The 19,439-nt window shown below is 54.1% G+C and carries 18 protein-coding genes; 2 read left to right on the top strand and 16 right to left on the bottom strand.

Annotation, left to right across the window (positions count from 1 at the left end):
- Positions 1-4: 4 nt before the first annotated feature.
- From nlpE to ACN9MQ_RS03975, 3 genes are read right to left on the bottom strand one after another with little or no spacing between them, the layout of a single operon-like run.
- Positions 5-703: an envelope stress response activation lipoprotein NlpE gene (gene nlpE / locus ACN9MQ_RS03985; RefSeq protein ID WP_426021212.1), complete on the bottom strand. Its 699-nt coding sequence runs from the start codon at positions 701-703 to the stop codon at positions 5-7.
- Positions 704-736: 33 nt separating this feature from the next.
- Positions 737-1,159 carry an alternative ribosome rescue aminoacyl-tRNA hydrolase ArfB gene (arfB, locus tag ACN9MQ_RS03980; protein ID WP_020882624.1) on the bottom strand — a complete coding sequence of 141 codons (423 nt, stop codon included), beginning with the start codon at positions 1,157-1,159 and terminating at the stop codon, positions 737-739.
- A complete protein-coding gene (locus ACN9MQ_RS03975; protein ID WP_014168722.1) occupies positions 1,156-1,701 on the bottom strand; it encodes a YaeQ family protein in 546 nt (181 codons plus the stop codon). Before ACN9MQ_RS03975 ends, arfB begins: the two co-directional genes overlap by 4 nt.
- Positions 1,702-1,897: 196 nt before the next feature.
- Here ACN9MQ_RS03975 and ACN9MQ_RS03970 point away from each other — a divergent pair, with 196 nt between their 5' ends.
- Both ACN9MQ_RS03970 and rof read left to right on the top strand, forming a co-directional pair.
- Positions 1,898-2,098 carry a YaeP family protein gene (locus ACN9MQ_RS03970; protein WP_014168721.1) on the top strand — a complete coding sequence of 67 codons (201 nt, stop codon included), beginning with the start codon at positions 1,898-1,900 and terminating at the stop codon, positions 2,096-2,098.
- Positions 2,085-2,345, top strand: a complete 261-nt coding sequence (rof, locus tag ACN9MQ_RS03965) for a Rho-binding antiterminator (RefSeq protein ID WP_014168720.1) — start codon at positions 2,085-2,087, stop codon at positions 2,343-2,345. Before ACN9MQ_RS03970 ends, rof begins: the two co-directional genes overlap by 14 nt.
- 28 nt (positions 2,346-2,373) lie before the next feature.
- Here rof and tilS read toward each other — a convergent pair whose 3' ends face one another.
- From tilS to rseP, 13 genes are all read right to left on the bottom strand, one after another.
- The gene (gene tilS, locus ACN9MQ_RS03960; protein WP_426021213.1) at positions 2,374-3,660 is read right to left on the bottom strand and encodes a tRNA lysidine(34) synthetase TilS; all 1,287 of its coding nucleotides are present in this window, start codon (positions 3,658-3,660) and stop codon (positions 2,374-2,376) included.
- Between the two features lie 57 nt (positions 3,661-3,717).
- A complete protein-coding gene (locus tag ACN9MQ_RS03955) occupies positions 3,718-4,107 on the bottom strand; it encodes a VOC family protein (protein ID WP_014168718.1) in 390 nt (129 codons plus the stop codon).
- Between the two features lie 65 nt (positions 4,108-4,172).
- Positions 4,173-6,305 (bottom strand): lysine decarboxylase LdcC, encoded by a 2,133-nt coding sequence (locus ACN9MQ_RS03950; RefSeq protein WP_426021214.1) that lies wholly within the window; start codon positions 6,303-6,305, stop codon positions 4,173-4,175.
- Between the two features lie 100 nt (positions 6,306-6,405).
- Complete coding sequence (gene accA / locus ACN9MQ_RS03945) at positions 6,406-7,365, bottom strand: acetyl-CoA carboxylase carboxyl transferase subunit alpha (protein WP_014168716.1); 960 nt, start codon at positions 7,363-7,365, stop codon at positions 6,406-6,408.
- A gap of 12 nt (positions 7,366-7,377) precedes the next feature.
- Complete coding sequence (gene dnaE, locus ACN9MQ_RS03940; protein WP_014168715.1) at positions 7,378-10,860, bottom strand: DNA polymerase III subunit alpha; 3,483 nt, start codon at positions 10,858-10,860, stop codon at positions 7,378-7,380.
- 38 nt (positions 10,861-10,898) lie between these two features.
- Positions 10,899-11,495 carry a ribonuclease HII gene (gene rnhB, locus ACN9MQ_RS03935; protein ID WP_014168714.1) on the bottom strand — a complete coding sequence of 199 codons (597 nt, stop codon included), beginning with the start codon at positions 11,493-11,495 and terminating at the stop codon, positions 10,899-10,901.
- Positions 11,492-12,640 (bottom strand): lipid-A-disaccharide synthase, encoded by a 1,149-nt coding sequence (lpxB, locus tag ACN9MQ_RS03930; RefSeq protein ID WP_426021215.1) that lies wholly within the window; start codon positions 12,638-12,640, stop codon positions 11,492-11,494. The genes rnhB and lpxB overlap by 4 nt, the downstream gene beginning before the upstream one ends.
- A complete protein-coding gene (gene lpxA, locus ACN9MQ_RS03925; RefSeq protein WP_020882620.1) occupies positions 12,640-13,428 on the bottom strand; it encodes an acyl-ACP--UDP-N-acetylglucosamine O-acyltransferase in 789 nt (262 codons plus the stop codon). The genes lpxB and lpxA overlap by 1 nt, the downstream gene beginning before the upstream one ends.
- Positions 13,429-13,431: 3 nt before the next feature.
- On the bottom strand, positions 13,432-13,887 hold the full coding sequence (fabZ, locus tag ACN9MQ_RS03920) for a 3-hydroxyacyl-ACP dehydratase FabZ (protein ID WP_010426706.1): 456 nt from the start codon (positions 13,885-13,887) through the stop codon (positions 13,432-13,434).
- Positions 13,888-13,990: 103 nt separating this feature from the next.
- A complete protein-coding gene (gene lpxD, locus ACN9MQ_RS03915) occupies positions 13,991-15,016 on the bottom strand; it encodes a UDP-3-O-(3-hydroxymyristoyl)glucosamine N-acyltransferase (RefSeq protein ID WP_014168709.1) in 1,026 nt (341 codons plus the stop codon).
- A 3-nt stretch (positions 15,017-15,019) separates the two neighbouring features.
- Positions 15,020-15,514: a molecular chaperone Skp gene (gene skp, locus ACN9MQ_RS03910; RefSeq protein ID WP_020882619.1), complete on the bottom strand. Its 495-nt coding sequence runs from the start codon at positions 15,512-15,514 to the stop codon at positions 15,020-15,022.
- A 122-nt stretch (positions 15,515-15,636) separates the two neighbouring features.
- Positions 15,637-18,054 (bottom strand): outer membrane protein assembly factor BamA, encoded by a 2,418-nt coding sequence (gene bamA, locus ACN9MQ_RS03905; RefSeq protein ID WP_014168707.1) that lies wholly within the window; start codon positions 18,052-18,054, stop codon positions 15,637-15,639.
- A 31-nt stretch (positions 18,055-18,085) separates the two neighbouring features.
- On the bottom strand, positions 18,086-19,438 hold the full coding sequence (rseP, locus tag ACN9MQ_RS03900) for a sigma E protease regulator RseP (protein ID WP_020882618.1): 1,353 nt from the start codon (positions 19,436-19,438) through the stop codon (positions 18,086-18,088).
- Position 19,439 lies beyond the last annotated feature (1 nt).

The raw sequence follows: 19,439 nt of genomic DNA, 5'->3' as shown, positions 1-19,439 counted from the left end.
CGGCTTATTTACTGTTACAGTCTTTGCCCGCAACAAACTTCGCGTCTTTATCTGCCACCAGCGTTTTCACCAGCTCTCCGCTGTTCGGATTCGGCTCCAGCGTAAAGTGACCATCTACCGTCAGCAGGACAGGCTTGCTGTCATTGCCACGCGCAACAGCGTAATCACGCTCCAGCTGCGCATTGTTCGCCACGCTGATTTTCTTGCCGGTGGCGCAGTCGGTAAAGATCGCCGCATCCGCCATATAGAAATACATCCCACGCATTGGCATTGGCGTTGCAGGCAGGGCCGCTTTCACCGGGGCCAGCGTATAGTTGAACTGGGACTCAATCGGATTGCCTTCGCGGTCGAGCATCTCCATCCCTTCACCTTTGGCGCGGAAATAGGTTTTCTCACCGGTGGTATCCGTCAGTACCAGCTTCTCAGCCGTACGCGCCCATGTCCCGTAGCTCGCAAAGGAAGATGGTTCTTTCGCCCCTTGATAACGCTGGTTCATAACCCAGGTACCGTCTTTCTGCAGGAACAGTGACGTTTCAATGCCCTCGCAGTCGGCACACGGTAAAACGCCGCGCCAGCTCTGCTGCATTGGCTTTAACTCTTCATTCTGCGCAGGCTGCACGACCTGCGTTTCAGAACGGTTGTTACACCCGAAAAGCGCAAACAGCGTACTCACTGCCAGCGCTGACAATAGTGCTTTTTTCACAATGAATTCCTTATGAAATTGTGTTCCTTTTCGTCACTCCGTAGGGCGACGAACTTTACCGCGTAGTGCTTTCACTGTGGATTTTTGGGCCTTCGACGATAGCCGACGCTCTTTCGATGCGCGGGTCGGTCGCGTTGCCCGACGGCTTTTTTGCACTGCCGTTAATTCTTTAATCATCGACACCAGTCTGGCAATCGCCGCTTCGCGGTTCAACTCCTGGCTGCGGTACTCCTGCGCTTTAATCACAATCACGCCATCACTGGTGATCAGGTGATGGCTGGCAGCGAGCAGGCTTTCTTTGTAATACTCTGGCAGGCTGGAGGCCCGAATGTCAAAGCGCAAATGGATAGCCGTTGAAGCCTTGTTAACGTGCTGTCCACCCGCCCCCTGAGCACGGATGGCGGTGATCTCCAGCTCATTGTCAGGGATACTAACGTTTCGGGACAAGACAATCATGGCGCTGGCTGCCACGCCGTCAAATGAATTTCCAGATTATTCTGAGAATCAGAAAGCCAGATAGCACCGTCCTGAATTGTGGCCTGCAGGACCATCGTCCGGCTGGCAAACTCGCTCAGCTTCGCCAGTTGCTCATCGTCCAGATACCAGACGGTAAGGTTGGCAAACTGCCCGCACTTGCTCTTGCTTTGCTGCCACCAGATTTCCGCAGCACGTTGATTATACGCGAATAACGCCACGTTAGCGGACTGCGTGCAGGCCTTTTTAATGCGGCGCTCATCCGGCAGACCGAGTTCAATCCATAAATCGATACCCAGATGATCGTTGTGCAGCCAGGCCTCTGGCTCGTCCTCAGCGCTTAAGCCACGGCTAAATTGCAGACGCTCGTCAGCATACTTTATCCACGCCAGCAGGCGCAGCATCATGCGCTCCTGGGTTTCAGAGGGGTGGCGTGCCAGAGTGAGTGACGCATCCAGGAACTGGTTGCGGTCAAGATCTGCCACATTGACCACAGCTTTATAAATTGTCGCTTTCAGCGCCATGAGAGAACTCCTTTCGAATCAGGCGCACATTGTAGCGAAAAAGGAATAAAAAGGCTGTTCCCGGATGAACATTCACCGGCTATCAAGGCGCTGATATTGCTTAAATGAGTATGGTATAGTCACCTTGCTAAACCGAGTTTATCTTCGTAGGCTTAATGATATCTCACAGTAAGTCAGTGCGCTGGCGGGAGGGGATGTGAATAATTATTGTGAGTTAATTCGCAAACGGTATGCGGAAATCGCCAGCGGAGATCTGGGGTATGTCCCGGACGCGTTGGGCTGTGTATTGAAAGTGCTTAATGAAGTGGCCTCTGATGAGGGCCTTTCAGAATCGGTCAGGGAAAAAGCAGCGTATGCTGCGGCGAATTTACTGGTGAGCGATTATGTCAATGAATGAAACTTATCAACCCATCAATTGTGATGACTATGACAACCTCGAACTCGCCTGCCAGCATCATTTAATACTGACGCTGGAGCTAAAAGATGGCGAAGTGTTGAAGGCAAAAGCCAGCGACCTGGTTTCGCGAAAGAATGTGGAATATCTGATAGTGGAAGATGCCGGGGCGACGCGTGAGCTACGTCTGGACAAAATTGCCAGCTTCAGCCACCCGCAAATCGGCACCGTTGTGGTGAGCGAATCCTGATGACACTAACGGGCAGCCCGGCTGCCCGTTACGCTTTCCACTCAAACTGCACGCCCGTTTCTGCCCACCCCTCTTGCGTAATGAATACCCCCGCAGCAGCAATCAGCGTTTCACCGTAGAAAAGTAGCGGCGTGGTATCGCGTCGCCAGGGCGGCACATTGCTCTCCTGCCAGATTTTCTTCAGCTTCCGCCCTCCGTTGCGCCCGACAATATGCAGCAGACCGCCCGCCTTAAAGCGCACGGTTACTGGCTCCCCGGGTTCAGGCAGACGCACATGGCCGGTTGGCACCAAAGACACACGACCGGCATCACAGGGCAACAGCAGCGGTTCCGCAAGCGACGGCCAGTCGAGCACCCTGTCGGCGAGCGAGGGAGATGATTTAACCCACCAGAGCGCCCCTTTATAGCGTCTGACGTCAAAACCGTTCAGGTGCACACGCGGCGTAGCATCTTCCCGCGCCAGGGCGACTTCATCCCAGAGACGAGCCAGCATTGCCCGCGATGGCATAGCGGCACCGTGAGAGGCCAGCCAGCGTCGTAACAATGCGGCCCGACGCGCCGGGCTCATCGCTTCCAGCGGTGCGATGGTAAGCGATCCCTGCTCGGTAATCAGTTCCGCCAGCTCTTCGCTCAGCAGCTCATCCAGCAGACTCTCCTGTTCAGCGCACAGCATGGCGCTGCGTGCTGCCGCTTCTGCAAAGTGCGGCCAGCGTTCGCTCAGAAGCGGTACGACACGCAGACGCAGGAAGTTACGGTCATAGCGGTCATCCTGGTTGCTTTCATCTTCAATCCAGCTCAGCCCGTGTTCCCGTGCCCACGTTTCCAGCGAGGCTCGCGTCTCGCCAAGCAGTGGGCGAAGGAGGTGCGATCCGGCGAAGTCAGCCCGTTCTGGCATCGCGGATAATCCCGCCGGGCCACTTCCTCGTTTGAGGGCCAGTAATAACGTCTCGCACTGGTCATCGAGATGCTGCGCCGTGACCAGCGCTTCGCCAGGCTGTAATTCAGCGGCAAAAGCGGCATAGCGTGCTTTACGCGCCTGCGCCTCAATGCCCAGCCCCTCATCCTGGAGATGTACACGTTCAACAGTCAGCGGGATCGCCCATGCTGCACACACCGCCTCGCAGTGTGCCACCCACGCATCCGAGTGCGGGCTTAACCCGTGATGAATGTGCATCGCCCGAAGCTGAATATCAGGCTCGTTGTCACGCCAGAGTTTGAGACGGTGGAGCAGAACGGTGGAATCCAGGCCACCGCTAAACCCCACCAGCAGCTGGCGGTACGGTGAAACGGCTTGAGCAATCGCGGGTAGGGTCATAGAAAATCACACATAAAAATGCCCGAACTGAGCGGGCATTATCACACAGGGTGGAAATTACTGCTGGTAAAGCTCCAGCGGAAGGCCATCCGGATCGTTGAAAAAGGTAAAACGCTTGTCGGTGAACGGATCGATACGAATCGCTTCGCACTTCACGCCGTGGGTCTCCAGATGTTTTACGGCGCGATCAATGTCGTCGACGCTAAAGGCAAGGTGGCGCAGGCCGCAGGCTTCCGGGCGGGACGGACGTGCTGGCGGAAAAGGAAAAGAGAACAGCTCAATCACATATTGCCCGTTTAAAGCGAGATCGCCTTTCCAGGAGTCACGCTCCTCACGGTAAGCCTCGCTTAACAACGTAAAGCCCAGAATATCGCAGTAGAAGGCCTTACTTTTTGCGTAATCGGTGGCAATGATCGCAATATGGTGAACCTGTTTTAAACCCAGCATAGCTTCTCCTTTTTATGATGCCTGAACGTTACAACCGACAACCCGGGCCTGGCAAGCTGTCGCCCTTATTTTAGGACTCGCACCCAGTAAACCCCTTGCTCATCGCGCTTCGACCCGTGAATATCAGTCTCAAAGCCCGGATAGTGGCGCCCCACTGAGCAGAGCATCAGCAGAAAATCGAGCACCGCCCGACTCTCTTCGGTGATCATCTCCCCCGGCATCAACAACGGTACGCCCGGCGGATAAGGCAGGATCATGTTAGCCGACACGCGCCCGACCAGATTTTCCAGCTCAACGGTTTCAACCTCCCCTTTCACCTGACGTTGCCAGGCCTTGTGTGGGGTCAACTTCATCTCCGGCAGCACGTCAAACGCCTGCAGCATCAGGCGCGGCAGATCGTGCTGACGGATCAGCCGATGGATCCCCTGGGCCAGATCCTGAATGCGCATATTGCGGTAGAAGTCAGGATCTTCAGCATAAAGATCCGGCAGCATATTTTTCACCCGCAGGTTGAGATCGTAAGCGCGCTTAAACTCCATCAGTCCGCGCAATAAGCCCATCGCACGGGTTTTATCAATCCCAATACTGAACAGGAACAAGAGGTTATACGGGCCGGTTTTCTCCACCACTACGCCACGTTCATCAAGGAATTTTGCCACCAGAGCAGCAGGAATGCCTTCGTCACTCATCGTGCCCTGTTCGTCCATCCCCGGCGTCAGGATCGTTACCTTCACCGGGTCGAGGAACATATGGTCGGCGTCGGCATCGCGAAAACCGTGCCAGCTCTCGCCGGGTGAGACAGGCCAGCACTCGGCCTCATCAATCTCTTCGGGTTGCCAGATATCGAAGAACCAGCCGTCCGCTTCATCTTTAAGCCGCTGAACTTCTTTACGGAAATGCAGCGCCCGCTCTACAGACCGATTGATCAGACGCTTGCCCGGATTCCCGCGCAGCATTGCCGCCGCCGTTTCAATAGAGGCCACCAGCGGATAGCTTGGCGAGGTGGTGGTGTGCATCATAAAGGCTTCGTTAAAGGTCTCTTCGTCGTACTCGCCTTTGATGTGAATAAGCGAGGCCTGAGAAAACGCGGCCAGCATTTTGTGCGTCGACTGCGTTTCGAAAAAAACTTTGCCCGGCACGCGCTCACCGCTCATGCCGCTTTTTCCCGCGTAAATCGGGTGAAAGTTGGTGTATGGCACCCACGCAGAGTCAAAGTGGATCGACGGGACATCCAGCGTCTGCTTAATCCAGTTGGTGTTATAGAGCAGACCGTCATAGGTGGAGTTAGTGATGACCGCATGGATCGGCCAGCTTGCCCCCGGGATCGCCGCGACCTTATGTTCAATCGCGGCGTGGCTAAATTCACGACGCGGGATCCCGCCGAGGATCCCAAGCGCGTTTCGCGTCGGGGAGAGCCATAACGGCACGACATCGCTCATCATCAGCAGATGAGCCAGCGACTTGTGGCAGTTACGGTCAATCAGCAAGGTGCTGCCGGCGGGTGCGGCGTACATTCCGACGATTTTGTTTGATGTCGAGGTGCCGTTGGTCACCATATAACTCTGCTCGGCACCAAAAGTCCGGGCAATGTATTCTTCAGCTTCCAGGTGCGGTCCGGTGTGATCGAGCAGCGATCCGAGTTCAGTGACGGAAATCGACACGTCCGCTTTAAGCGTGTTGCCCCCGAAGAAATCATAGAACAAACAACCCACCGGGCTTTTTTGATAGGCCGTCCCTGCCATATGGCCTGGCGTGCAGAAGGTGTATTTGCCTTCTTTGACGTAAGTAAACAGCGCGCGGGTAAACGGTGGGGTGATGTTATCGAGATATTCACCGGTGTACTGTTGAATACGGGTCGCAATATCTTCCGCGACACCGAGTGAGTATTCAAAGAACCACAGCGCCATTCGCATATCATGAGCGCTCACGTCCATTGTCGAGTGGGTATTAATAAAAGCGTACAGCGGGAGATATTCGTTCAGCTTATTGATATCGCTGCACAACTCCATGTCGTACTCGTCCCAGTCGAAGATCACGCCACAGATGCGAGGGTTGTGCTCGATAAATTTCAGCAGGTCGGCGCTATTGTGCGGCCAAATCAGCTGGTACCCGCGGGACTGAAGGGCGTGCTCCAGCTCCTTAATGGGCTCGTCTTTATAAAAGACGCCGTGCGGCCCCATAATGGCGATGATGTTCACGGTTTACCTCCTTTAAAAACATTAGCTAAGCATAGTTAAGGTAAACGGCAGGCATAAAAAAAGCCGCAACAATGTGCGGCTTTTAGGATAATTGTGAAGCTTACGCGTAACCGTAGGTCATCAGACGCTGGTAACGACGGTTGAGCAGATCTTCTGTGCTCAGGACATCCAGGTCCGCCAGGTCTGCCAGCAGCTGCGCTTTCAGGGAAGCCGCCATCACTTCCGGCTTACGATGCGCGCCACCCAGAGGTTCAGGGATCACGGAGTCGATCAGCTTCAGCTCTTTCAGACGTGGGGCAATGATGCCCATCGCTTCTGCAGCCAGAGGCGCTTTATCGGCGCTCTTCCACAGAATAGAGGCACAACCTTCCGGGGAGATAACGGAATAGGTGCTGTACTGCAGCATATTCACTTTATCGCCCACGCCAATCGCCAGCGCACCACCGGAACCCCCTTCACCGATAACGGTACAGATGACCGGCACCTTCAGGCGAGACATCTCGCGAAGGTTACGTGCGATGGCTTCTGACTGGCCACGCTCTTCCGCGCCCACGCCAGGATACGCACCCGGGGTGTCGATGAAGGTGATGATTGGCATCTTGAAACGCTCAGCCATCTCCATCAGACGCAGGGCTTTACGGTAGCCTTCTGGTGCCGGCATACCAAAGTTACGACGAATTTTCTCTTTGGTTTCACGGCCTTTCTGATGACCAATGATCATCACCGGGCGCCCGTCCAGACGTGCGATGCCGCCGACGATAGCTTTGTCGTCAGCGTAAGCGCGATCGCCTGCCAGTTCGTCAAATTCGTCAAACGCCAGGCGGACATAATCCAGGGTGTACGGACGCTGTGGATGACGCGCCAGCTGGGCGATCTGCCATGCGCCGAGATCGGCAAAGATTTTGCGCGTCAGTTCTACGCTTTTCTCACGCAGACGATGCACTTCTTCATCGATGTTAATATCCAGTTTTTCATCCTGACGGCTTACCGCTGTCAGAGAATCGATTTTCGCTTCCAGCTCAGCAATCGGCTGTTCGAAATCAAGGAAATTCAGACTCATAGTATTCCTGTATTAGTCAAACTCCAGTTCCACCTGCTCCGAACCAATGAGGCCACGGAGATCGTTAAGTAAACGATCGCTCGGAGAGACACGCCACGTTGCACCAAAGCGCAACCGCGCACGTGCATCCGCCCTCTGATAGTAGAGATGTACTGGAATTGTCCCCGAGCGGTGGGGTTCCAGAGACTGACGGAGTCGGTTTAAAAGCTGGTCATCAATTTGCCTGTCCGTCAGCGAGATAGCAAGCCCGCGAGCATATTTTTCCCGGGCTTCGTCAATGTCCATCACTTCGCGGGCGGTCATTTTAAGCCCCCCACTGAAGTCATCAAAGCTGACCTGTCCGCTGACGATAAGTATGCGGTCTTTTTCCAGCAAATGCTGGTATTTATCCAGCGCGTCGGTGAACAACATCACCTCCAGACGCCCGGAACGGTCATCCAACGTACAGATGCCGATACGATTGCCGCGCTTGGTGACCATAACCCTTGCAGCAATCACGAGCCCCGCAGCCGTGGTGATTTTACCACGTTCTGTCGGATGCATGTCTTTCAGCCTATAGCCTCCGACATAGCGCTCAATTTCTTTGATGTACTGGGTGATGGGGTGCCCCGTCAGGTATAAGCCTAACGTTTCACGCTCTCCATCCAGCACCACCTGTTCTGGCCACGGCTGGCAGCTGGCATAAGACTGCTCTATCTGCTCTGGCTCTTCCGCCAGTACGCCAAACATATCCGCCTGACCGATCGCTTCCGCTTTGGCGTGCTGATCCGCCGCTTTCAGCGCATCGCCGAGAGAGTTCATCAGCGCGGCACGATGCGGCCCCAGCCTGTCGAACGCGCCGGACATGATCAGTTTTTCGAGCACGCGGCGGTTCAGTTTTTTGGTGTCCGTACGGGCGCAAAGATCGAACAACTCGCGGAAATAACCGCCGTTGTTACGCGCTTCGAGGATTGCCTCAATCGGGCCTTCACCCACGCCTTTTATCGCGCCAATCCCGTAAACAATTTCCCCGTGCTCGTTGACGTGGAAATGATAGAGACCGGAGTTGATATCCGGCGGCAGGATCTTAAGCCCCATGCGCCAGCACTCATCGACCAGGCCAACCACCTTCTCGGTGTTGTCCATATCGGCAGTCATAACCGCTGCCATAAATTCAGCAGGATAGTGCGCTTTCAGCCACAGCGTCTGGTAAGAGACCAAAGCATAGGCAGCAGAGTGGGATTTGTTAAATCCGTACCCGGCGAATTTCTCTACCAGGTCAAAGATTTTGATCGCCAGCTCGCCATCAATACCGTTTTTTCTTGCGCCTTCTTCGAAGGTGCCGCGCTGCTTGGCCATCTCTTCCGGCTTTTTCTTACCCATCGCACGACGCAGCATGTCCGCGCCGCCAAGGGTGTAGCCAGAGAGCACCTGGGCAATCTGCATAACCTGTTCCTGGTACAGGATAATGCCGTAGGTTGGCTCCAGAACGGGCTTCAGGCACTCGTGCTGCCACTGCACATCCGGATAGGAAATCTCTTCACGCCCGTGCTTACGGTCGATAAAGTTATCTACCATCCCTGACTGTAGCGGGCCCGGACGGAACAGGGCCACCAGTGCGATCATATCTTCGAAGCAGTCAGGCTGCAGGCGCTTAATCAAATCTTTCATGCCGCGGGATTCAAGCTGGAAGACGGCGGTGGTCTCCGAGCGCTGCAGCATGTCGAAACTTTTCTTATCATCAAGCGGGATGGCCGCGATATCCAGCGGCGGCTCGCCGTTCTTCTCGCGACGGGCGTTGATCATCTCCAGCGCCCAGTTGATGATGGTGAGCGTACGCAGACCGAGGAAGTCAAACTTCACCAGCCCGGCGTATTCGACGTCGTTCTTGTCAAACTGGGTGACCGGATGCTGGCCCGCTTCATCGCAGTATAGCGGCGCAAAATCGGTGATTTTGGTCGGCGCGATAACCACCCCACCCGCATGCTTACCGGCGTTACGCGTGACGCCTTCCAGCTTACGGGCCATGTCGATCAGCGCTTTAACTTCTTCATCGGCTTCGTAGATTTCTGGCAGCTGTGGTTCAGCTTCAAACGCTTTTGCCAGCGTCATACCTGGGTCAGGCGGCACCAGTTTAGAGATACGATCGACAAAACCGTACGGATGCCCCAGTACACGGCCAACGTCGCGAATAACCGCTTTCGCTGCCATCGTACCGAAGGTAATAATCTGCGATACCGCGTCGCGGCCGTACATGTCCGCCACGTGTTCAATAACCTGGTCGCGTTTCTCCATGCAGAAGTCGACGTCGAAGTCGGGCATCGAGACACGTTCCGGGTTAAGGAAACGTTCGAACAGCAGGTCAAATTCCAGCGGGTCGAGGTCGGTAATTTTGAGTGCATAGGCTACCAGCGAGCCCGCACCGGAGCCACGCCCCGGTCCAACCGGTACGCCGTTATCCTTCGACCACTGGATAAACTCCATAACGATCAGGAAGTAGCCCGGGAAACCCATCTGGTTGATCACCTGGAGTTCAATATCCAGGCGCTCGTCATACTCCGGACGACGCTTTTTACGCTCTTCTTCATCCGGGAAGAGGAATTCCAGACGCTCTTCGAGGCCTTCTTTTGACTTCATGACCAGGAAGTCTTCCGTGGTCATGTCCCCGGTCGGGAACTGCGGCAGGAAGTATTCGCCAAGGCGCACGGTGACGTTACAGCGTTTGGCTATCTCAACGCTGTTCTCCAGCGCTTCCGGGATATCGGAGAAGAGTTCACACATCTCCTCTTCATTGCGCATGTACTGCTGCGTCGAGTAGTTACGTGGACGCTTCGGATCGTCAAGCGTGAAGCCATCATGGATCGCGACGCGAATCTCATGCGCGTCAAAATCGCCAGGCTCAAGGAAACGCACGTCATTGGTTGCCACCACGGGCAGGCCGCGTTCTTCTGCCAGCGCAACCGCGGCGTGCAGGTAACTCTCTTCGTCCTGCCGACCGGTGCGGATCAGCTCAAGGTAGTAACGATCCGGGAAATGTTCTTCATAGAACGACACGCACTGATCCACCAGCGCACTGTTGCCACGCAGCAGACATTTGCCGACATCACCCATACGGCCGCCGGAGATCAGCAGCAGCCCGTCGTTCAGCTCAGCCAGCCAGTCCCGGTCGATCCACGGCCCCAGTGCGCCATAGCCGCGCTGATAGGCTTTGGAGATAAGCAGAGTAAGGTTTTGATACCCTACGTTATTCATCGCTAACACGGAGATTTGCGTCAATTCATCGCCGATAAGATCGCTTTGGACGTGAAAATCCGCGCCAACGATGGGTTTCATCCCCGCGCCATGTGCCGCTCCGTAGAACTTCACCAGGCCACACAGGTTGGTAAAATCGGTGATCGCCAGCGCAGGCATGCCAAGCGAGGCCGCCTTTTTTACCAGCGGCCCGGTCTTCGCCAGCCCATCGATCATGGAGTAGTCGCTATGCACCCGCAGGTGTACGAAACGTGGTTCAGCCATCTTCAGATTCCGCGTTACTTAATTGCTTGCGTATTGATTCAGGACACCAGTCCCAGCGCGCGTTTCACCGGGCCAAAGCTGCGTCGGTGATGTTCAGTTGCGCCATGTTCAGCCAGCCTTTCCAGATGAAAGGCCGTTGGATAACCCTTATGCTGGGCGAAGCCATACTGAGGGTAAGTGAGGTCCAGCGCGGCCATTTCGGCATCACGCGTCACTTTGGCAATGATAGAAGCCGCACTGATTTCTGCGACCCGGCTATCGCCTTTCACCACCGCCATTGACGGCATCGGCAACGCAGGGCAGCGGTTTCCGTCAATCAGGACATACTCCGGGGTAATTTTCAGACCCGCCACTGCACGCTGCATCGCCAGCATAGTGGCATGCAAAATATTGAGTTCGTCGATCTCATGCGGCTCTGCACGCCCCAGGCTCCAGGCCAGCGCCTTTTCCTGAATCTCACTAAACAGCGCCAGACGGCGCTTTTCAGACAATTTTTTAGAGTCGTTTAACCCGATAATCGGGCGAGCAGGATCGAGGATCACCGCAGCGGTCACCACTGCACCCACTAACGGGCCACGACCGACTTCGTCCACACCCGCCACGAGGTGGGTGTGAGGATAAATAAATTCCATCATTTTGCTAACTCCAGCACCTCTTCAGCCGCTTGTTCATCGGCATTACAGCGGATCTGCTGATGCAGTTCGCGGAACGTATCATGCATCTGGTGGCTGGTTTTGCCATCGGCCAGTAGCGGTAACAACGCATCGGCCAGCGCCTGCGGCTCGCACTCATCCTGCAGAAGCTCTTTTACCAGCTCGCGCCCGGCAAGCAGGTTTGGCAGAGAGACATAGTCCGTTTTCACCAGACGTTTCGCCAGCCAGAAGGTGAACGGCTTCATGCGATAGCCAACCACCATCGGGCACTTCGCCAGCATACACTCCAGCGCAGCGGTGCCCGAGGCCAGCAGTGCGGCGTCGCTTGCGACCATCGCTTCACGGCCCTTCCCGTCCAGCAGATGAACATGGAGATCCGGAGCAACCTCCGCCTTGATGCGCTCAAACTGCTCGCGACGTTTTGCATTCACCAGCGGCACAACCACTTCGAGGTCAGGATAGGTCTTGCGAAGGATTTGCGCCGTTTTCAGGAAGTCCGCGCTGAGCATCTCGACTTCTGCACCACGGCTACCGGGCAGCAGTGCCAGACAGTGCGCATCATGAGGAATACCCAGCACATCGCGCGCCGCGTTTTTATCCGGATCCAGCGGCATTGCATCCGCCATGGTATGACCGATAAAACGGCACGGGACATTAAATTTGTCGTAAAACGCTTTTTCGAAAGGCAGAAAAGCCAGTACCAGGTTGGTTGACCGTCCGATTTTGAAAACGCGTTTCTGTCGCCACGCCCAGACGGACGGACTGACATAATGAATGGTTTTGATGCCCTTCTGCTTCAGATTCCCTTCGAGGGTAATGTTGAAATCCGGTGCATCGATACCGACAAACACATCGGGTTTGAGTTCGGTAAAGCGACGGGTGAGATCGGCACGAATGTGCAGCAGACGACGCAGGCGACCCAGCACCTCAACGATGCCCATCACAGCCAGCTCTTCCATTTCATACCAGGCTTCACAGCCTTCGGCCTGCATCAGCGGGCCAGCAACGCCTACAAAGCGTGCATTGGGTACCCGGGCCTTGAGCGCACGGATAAGACCTGCACCAAGAATATCGCCGGAGGTTTCTCCGGCGACCAGGGCTATCGTAAGCGGACGACTGTCGACCATTAACGAATCAGACCCCTTGTGGAACGGTCAAAGAACGTCATGAACTCGTTCACTTCAGGGTGCTTTTCCGCCAGCTCGGCAATTTCCGGCTTCGCCTCTTCCAGCGTTTTACCGCTACGGTACAACAGTTTGTACGCGTTGCGGATTGCAGTAATCGCTTCGCGGCTAAAGCCACGACGCTTGAGGCCTTCGATGTTCACGCCAAACGGCGTGGCATGGTTACCCTGCGCAATGACGAACGGTGGGACATCCTGCGCCACACCGGAGCATCCGCCGACCATCACGTGTGCACCAATGATGCAGAACTGATGGACTGCGGTCATGCCGCCAATAATTGCGAAATCATCTACCGATACGTGTCCTGCCAGCGTTGCGTTGTTGGCAAGAATACAGCGGTTACCTACCGTACAGTCGTGCGCGATATGCGCATTAACCATAAACAGGTTGTCGCTGCCCACCTTCGTCAATCCACCACCCTGTACTGTTCCACGATGAATGGTGACGCTTTCGCGAATGCGGTTACGATCGCCGATTTCCAGACGGGTCGACTCACCAGCATATTTAAGATCCTGGTTTACTTCGCCGATGGAAGCGAACTGATAGATCTCGTTATTGCAGCCAATAGTCGTATGACCATTCACGACAACGTGAGATTTCAGTACTGTACCCTCACCAATTTCGACATGGGGTCCAACAATACAAAATGGGCCAATATGGACGTTAGCACCAATAATGGCACCGACTTCCACAATGGCGGTAGGATGAATAAAGGCGGATTTATCAATCACGTATCAAGACTCCCGGCTACGAGCACACATCATAGTCGCTTCGCAAACAACTTTGCCGTCAACCAGAGCTACGCCTTTGAAGCGAGTCAGGCCGCGACGCGTTTTTTCAAAAGTGACTTCCATGATCATCTGATCACCAGGCACGACAGGACGCTTGAAGCGCGCTTCATCGATACCCGCGAAGTAGTACAGCTCACCCGGCTCCAGTTTGCCCACGCTTTTAAACGCAAGAATACCGGTAGCCTGTGCCATCGCTTCCAGAATCAACACACCCGGGAAGATAGGTTTACCCGGGAAGTGTCCCTGGAAGAACGGCTCGTTCACGGAAACATTTTTCACTGCGCGCAGAAAACGACCTTCTTCAAAATCCAGCACACGGTCTACCAGCAAAAACGGGTAGCGGTGCGGCAGAAGTTCTAAAATCTCTTCAATATGCAGAGTATGAGTGTCAGTAGTCAAAATACTCTTCCTGTCAAAATGTACTGATAAAAATAATAACACGGCCTGCCGGTTTATAAGAAAGCCGACAGGCCGGGGAATATAGCATTAAACGGATGAACGCTTAGTCTTGTTGATCGATTTTGCGCTCAAGAGACTTGAGTCGCTTGCTCATATCATCAATATTCATCACCAGAGCAGCTGTTTTACGCCATACCTTGTTGGGTTGCAGCGGGATGCCAGAGGAATAGACGCCAGGTTCGGTGATAGGACGCATTACCATGCCCATTCCTGTCACGGTCACCTTGTCGCATATTTCCATATGGCCATTAATCACGCTCGCACCGCCGATCATGCAGTAACGGCCAATTTTCAGGCTGCCCGCCATGATAACGCCACCCGCAACCGCGGTATTGTCGCCAATCACAACGTTATGCGCAATCTGGCACTGATTATCGATGATAACACCATTGCCAATAATCGTATCGTCAAGTGCACCACGGTCAATGGTGGTACAAGCACCGATCTCAACACGATCGCCGATAATCACGCGACCAAGCTGTGGGATCTTAACCCAATTACCACGATCGTTAGCGTAGCCAAAGCCATCAGAACCAATCACTGTGCTGGACTGAATGAGGCAATTTTCGCCAATTTCTACTTCATGGTAAACAGACACGTTGGCCCATAAACGGGTCCCGGCGCCGATTTTCGTATTTTTCCCAACGAAGCAACCTGGGCCAATGACAACGTTATCGCCCAGCACCACGCCAGATTCGATAACGGCATTTGCGCCAACTGCCACGTTGTGACCAAGCTGAGCCGTCGGATCAATCGCTGCACTGGCAGCAATGTCCTGCGCCGGCTGCGGCGTGGAATCAAGAATTTGTGCCATGCGTGCATACGTCAGGTAGGGATTTTTCACTACCAATGCGCTTCCAGTGGCAAACGGAAGATCGTCCTGCGTCAGAACAACAGCTGACGCCTGGCATTGAGCCAGTTGCTCACGGTACTTAGGGCTTACCATGAAGGTAATAGTGCCGGCTTTAGCAGATTGCATGGACGCAACAGCGGTGATGACGAGATCGCCATCACCGTGTAATTCTGCATCCAACTGCTGAGCTAAATCAGCCAGTCGAATTGAAGGCATTACTTATTTAACCTGTTTCAGAACATCAGCGGTGATGTCTTTAACATCGCTGCTGTTGAAAGCAACGGCATTCGCATCAACAACCAGATCGATGCTCTGATCGGCAGCAACTGCTTTAACAGCAGTCTGAATGCGAGTCACCAGCTTGCCACGCTCTTCGTTAGAACGACGCTGACGATCCTGCTCGAAAGCCTGCGCTTTCTGGGAGAACGTCTGACGCTGAGCCATTACGTCTTTTTCCAGCTTGCTACGGTCGCTCGCTTTCATGGTAGAACCATCACGCTGCAGACGCTGCATTTTGGACTGAAGATCGTTTTCCATACCCTGCAGTTCGCTTGCACGGCCTTTGAATTCGTTTTCCAGCGTCGCAGAAACACCTGTTTTCTGTGCAACTTGCTGGAACAAATTACCCATGTTGACGATTGCAATTTTGTCTGCTGCCTGAGCAGAGGTTGCCATCGCTAAACCGAGACCTGCAGCTAATAACCACTTTTTCACAATTAACTCCTTACCATCCCATTGGCACCAGAAGGTACCGTTCTTTGCGTGGCAAGGCGATCGTGTTACCGATCGCCAGTTGTCAGCGCTACACTGCCAACGCATTCCATTGCAGCGGATTATTACCAGGTTTTACCAATGTTAAACTGGAATTGCTCCGCTTTGTCTCCATCGTATTTCTTAAACGGCTGGGCGTAGGAGAAGACCAACGGCCCCAGCGGTGACATCCATTGTAATGCGATACCTGCAGACATGCGAATATTGCTCGGATCGCTGTAGTCTGGTACGCCTGCCGCACGCATCTGGGCAGTATTCTCCCAGTTGGTATCCCATACAGTACCGGCATCCCAGAAGATGGATGTACGGACTGAGTTTGCGTATTTATCACTGATGAACGGCGTAGGCGTAATGAACTCCAGGCTGGCAACGGCCATGGCGTTACCGCCCACCGCATCATCAGAGCTACAGACTTCAGAAGACGACGATTTATTACAGTTATCGGTGTCGTTACCGCCGTAATAGACCGCTTTCGGACCAATGTTGTTGGACTGGAAGCCACGGACGGTGCTGGAACCACCGGCGTAGAAGTTCTCATAGAATGGCAGTTCTTTGCCACCTAAACCATCGCCATAGCCCCAACGGGTACGACCCAGGACTACCCACTTGTGGTCGTCATCAATTGGGAAGTAGGACGCGGTGTCCAGCGTTACCTTGTAGAACTCGTTATCAGAGCCCGGAACGGTCACTTTACCGTTCAGGTTGACACGAGAACCTTCCGTCGGGAAGTAACCGCGGTCGAGACGGTTATAGGTCCAGCCATAGTTGAAGGTGAAGTCATCAGCAGCAAAGCCGTTGTTGTCCCCATTTTTACTGGTTGACTGGCCAATAGAGTCCAGATAACGCCACATCGCCACCTGCGGTTGCATGTTGGACAGGTCGTTATGCACGTAACCTAAACCAGCGCGCAGCGAGTTGTATTCGTTAACCGGGAAGCCGAGCGTGCCATCTACACCGTAGCTCTTGTTGGTGTAAGAAGACAGATCCGCGTCATCTGCTTTAAAGTCGTTATAGAAGATACGACCGCCCAGGCTCACACCATCTACGGTGAAGTATGGGTTGGTAACAGAGAACTCAGAGTAGGTCTGGTAGTCGTTTTTGGTACCGTTGATACCTACGGAGTAACCCGTACCCAGCCAGTTATCCTGCTGTACGCCGACCTGGAAGCTGACGCCACTTTCAGTACCGTAGCCCACACCGAAGTTAAAGCTACCGGTGTTACGCTCTTTGACTTTATAAACGACATCAACCTGATCCGGGCTGCCCGGAACACGCTGGGTATCGGTATCAACCGTTTCGAAATAGCCCAGACGGTTCAGACGCTCTTTACCCTGGTCAACAAGGTCGCTACCTAACCATGCGCCTTCCATCTGACGCATTTCGCGACGCAGGACGGAATCTTTGGAGGTGTCGTTACCTTCGAAGCGGATCTTACGCACGTAGAAACGGTTACCCGCATCAACGTTAACGTGAAGCTTCACAGTTTTATCCGCGTCGTTGATTTCAGGCTGAGTTTGTACACGCGGATAAGCATAACCATAGCGGCCGAGCAGCTTCTTAATGCTGTCTTCCATTTTGGTAACTTTAGACCCGCTATACAGCTCGCCCGGCTGAATTTTGGTCAGCGATTCGATCTCAGCAGAATGGCCTGCCAGGTTACCACTCACGTCAACACCAGAAAGCTTGTACTGATCGCCTTCTGTGATGTTAATCGTAATGTAGATGCCTTTCTTGTCTGGCGTCAGACTGACCTGAGTCGAGTCGATGTTGAAACGGGCATAACCGCGATCCAGATAGTAGCTGCGCAGGGTTTCAAGGTCGCCCGCCAGTTTCTGCTTCTGGTATTTACGATCGCCCACCACGTTCCACCATGGCACTTCGTCGCGCAGCTGGAACGTAGAGATCAGTTCATCGGTGCTGAACGCGTGGTTACCCACGATGTTGATCTGTTGGATCTTCGCAGAAACACCTTCCTGGAAGACCAGTTTCAGGTCAACACGGTTACGTGGCAACGGCGTCACAACCGCTTTCACGCTGGCACTGTATTTACCCACGCTGTAATAGAAGTCTTCCAGACCTTTTTCTATGTCTGAAAGGGTTGTGCGGTCCAGGGATTCCCCCACACGTACGCCAGATGCTTCAAGGTTCTGCTTGAGCATGTCATCTTTCACCGACTTGTTACCGGAGAAGGTGATACTGGCGATCGTCGGACGTTCTTTTACCTGAACCAGAAGCGTATCACCATCGCGCAGGACGCGGACATCCTCGAAGTTGCCAGTGGCAAACAGAGCACGGATGGTGTTACTGATGTCATCATCATTAACCGTATCGCCGGGGCGCACAGGCATACTGAGGAGGGCCGCACCAACGGCGACACGCTGAAGGCCTTCGAAATGAATGTCTTTCACTACGAACCCGTCAGCACCGTATACGGTGGCGCTGCTAAACAGCAGCGACGCTATGAGCAACTTTTTCATCGCCATCGTTATTATGCGTTCTTCCTAACTAACTCTCTTACAACCGAGAGAAATCATTGAAAAGTGCAAGCCCCATTAACAGCACCAGCAAAATCGAGCCAATGCGATAACTAAAGTCTTGAACTCGCTCGGATACCGGCCCGCCTTTTAGCTTTTCAATCGCCAAAAACAGCAGATGACCCCCGTCTAAAACGGGAAGCGGGAACAGGTTGATTATCCCAAGGTTCACGCTAATGAGCGCAAGAAACATGAGATAGTAAATCACCCCGAACTCCGCTGACATCCCAGCCCCCTGAGCTATTGAAATTGGCCCACTGAGGTTGTTCAGTTTCACATCACCGGTTATCAATTTCCCCAACATGTTTACCGTCAGCTTCATCAGTTGCCATGTTTTATCCGTGGCTTCAAGGATGGCGCTGAACGGTCCATACTGGCGTATTGTCTTGTACTCATCTGGCAGCGGGATGACTTTCGGCACAACGCCTGCAAACCCTTCTGCCTTTTTGCCGACCGACTTCGTATCCGGAGTCAGCGTCAGCGAAAGCGGACTGCCCTGCCTTTCAACTTCCAGCGCGAGCGACGTGCCCGGATTATCGCGCACCAGAGTAACAAAGGTCATCCACTCTGTTAATGGTTGACCATCGACTTTAACGATCCTGTCGCCCGCTTGCAAACCAGCTTTGCTGGCAGCCGAGTTTGCCTGTACTTCGGCTAATACCGGCTCAATCTGCGCACCGCGTGGACGAATGCCCAGCGCAGAGACGGGATCTTCTTTGTCTGGCTCGAAACGCCAGTGACGTAAATCGAGCACTTTGTCCTGCCGCTGGTCAGAACCAAACGGCGACACGCTGAATGTTGTCTGCCGATCGCCAATTTTGGCTACCAGCTGCAGACGCACGGCATCCCAATCAGGGGTTTCGATGCCATCAATCGCTTTAAGTTCCATCCCCGGCGTAATTTGCGCACTCGCCGCGATGGAATCAGGCGCAATTTCACCCACAACCGGACGCACGCCAGGCACGCCGATGATAAACACCAGCCAGTAGGCGAAAACAGCAAAGATGAAGTTGGCTACCGGCCCGGCAGCGATGATGGCGGCGCGTTGTCCAACGGTTTTGTTGTTGAATGCGCTGTGTCGTAGCTCAGGGGCGACAGGCTCAACGCGTTCGTCGAGCATCTTAACGTAGCCGCCAAGCGGGATAAGAGCGATGACAAATTCTGTGCCGTGGCGGTCAGTGCGCGTCCAGAGTGATTTACCAAAACCGATGGAAAACCGCTCTACCCGCACACCGCAACGGCGAGCAACCCAGAAATGGCCAAATTCATGCACGGTAATCAGTACACCCAGTGCAACAATGAACGCCGCCAGATTCCAGAGAATGCTCAGCATA

Source organism: Enterobacter sp. R-25 (assembly GCF_049913205.1).
Classification (GTDB): Bacteria; Pseudomonadota; Gammaproteobacteria; order Enterobacterales; family Enterobacteriaceae; genus Enterobacter; species Enterobacter ludwigii.
Note: the sequence above shows the minus strand (reverse complement) of the source record. Positions and strands in the feature narration are given on the sequence as shown.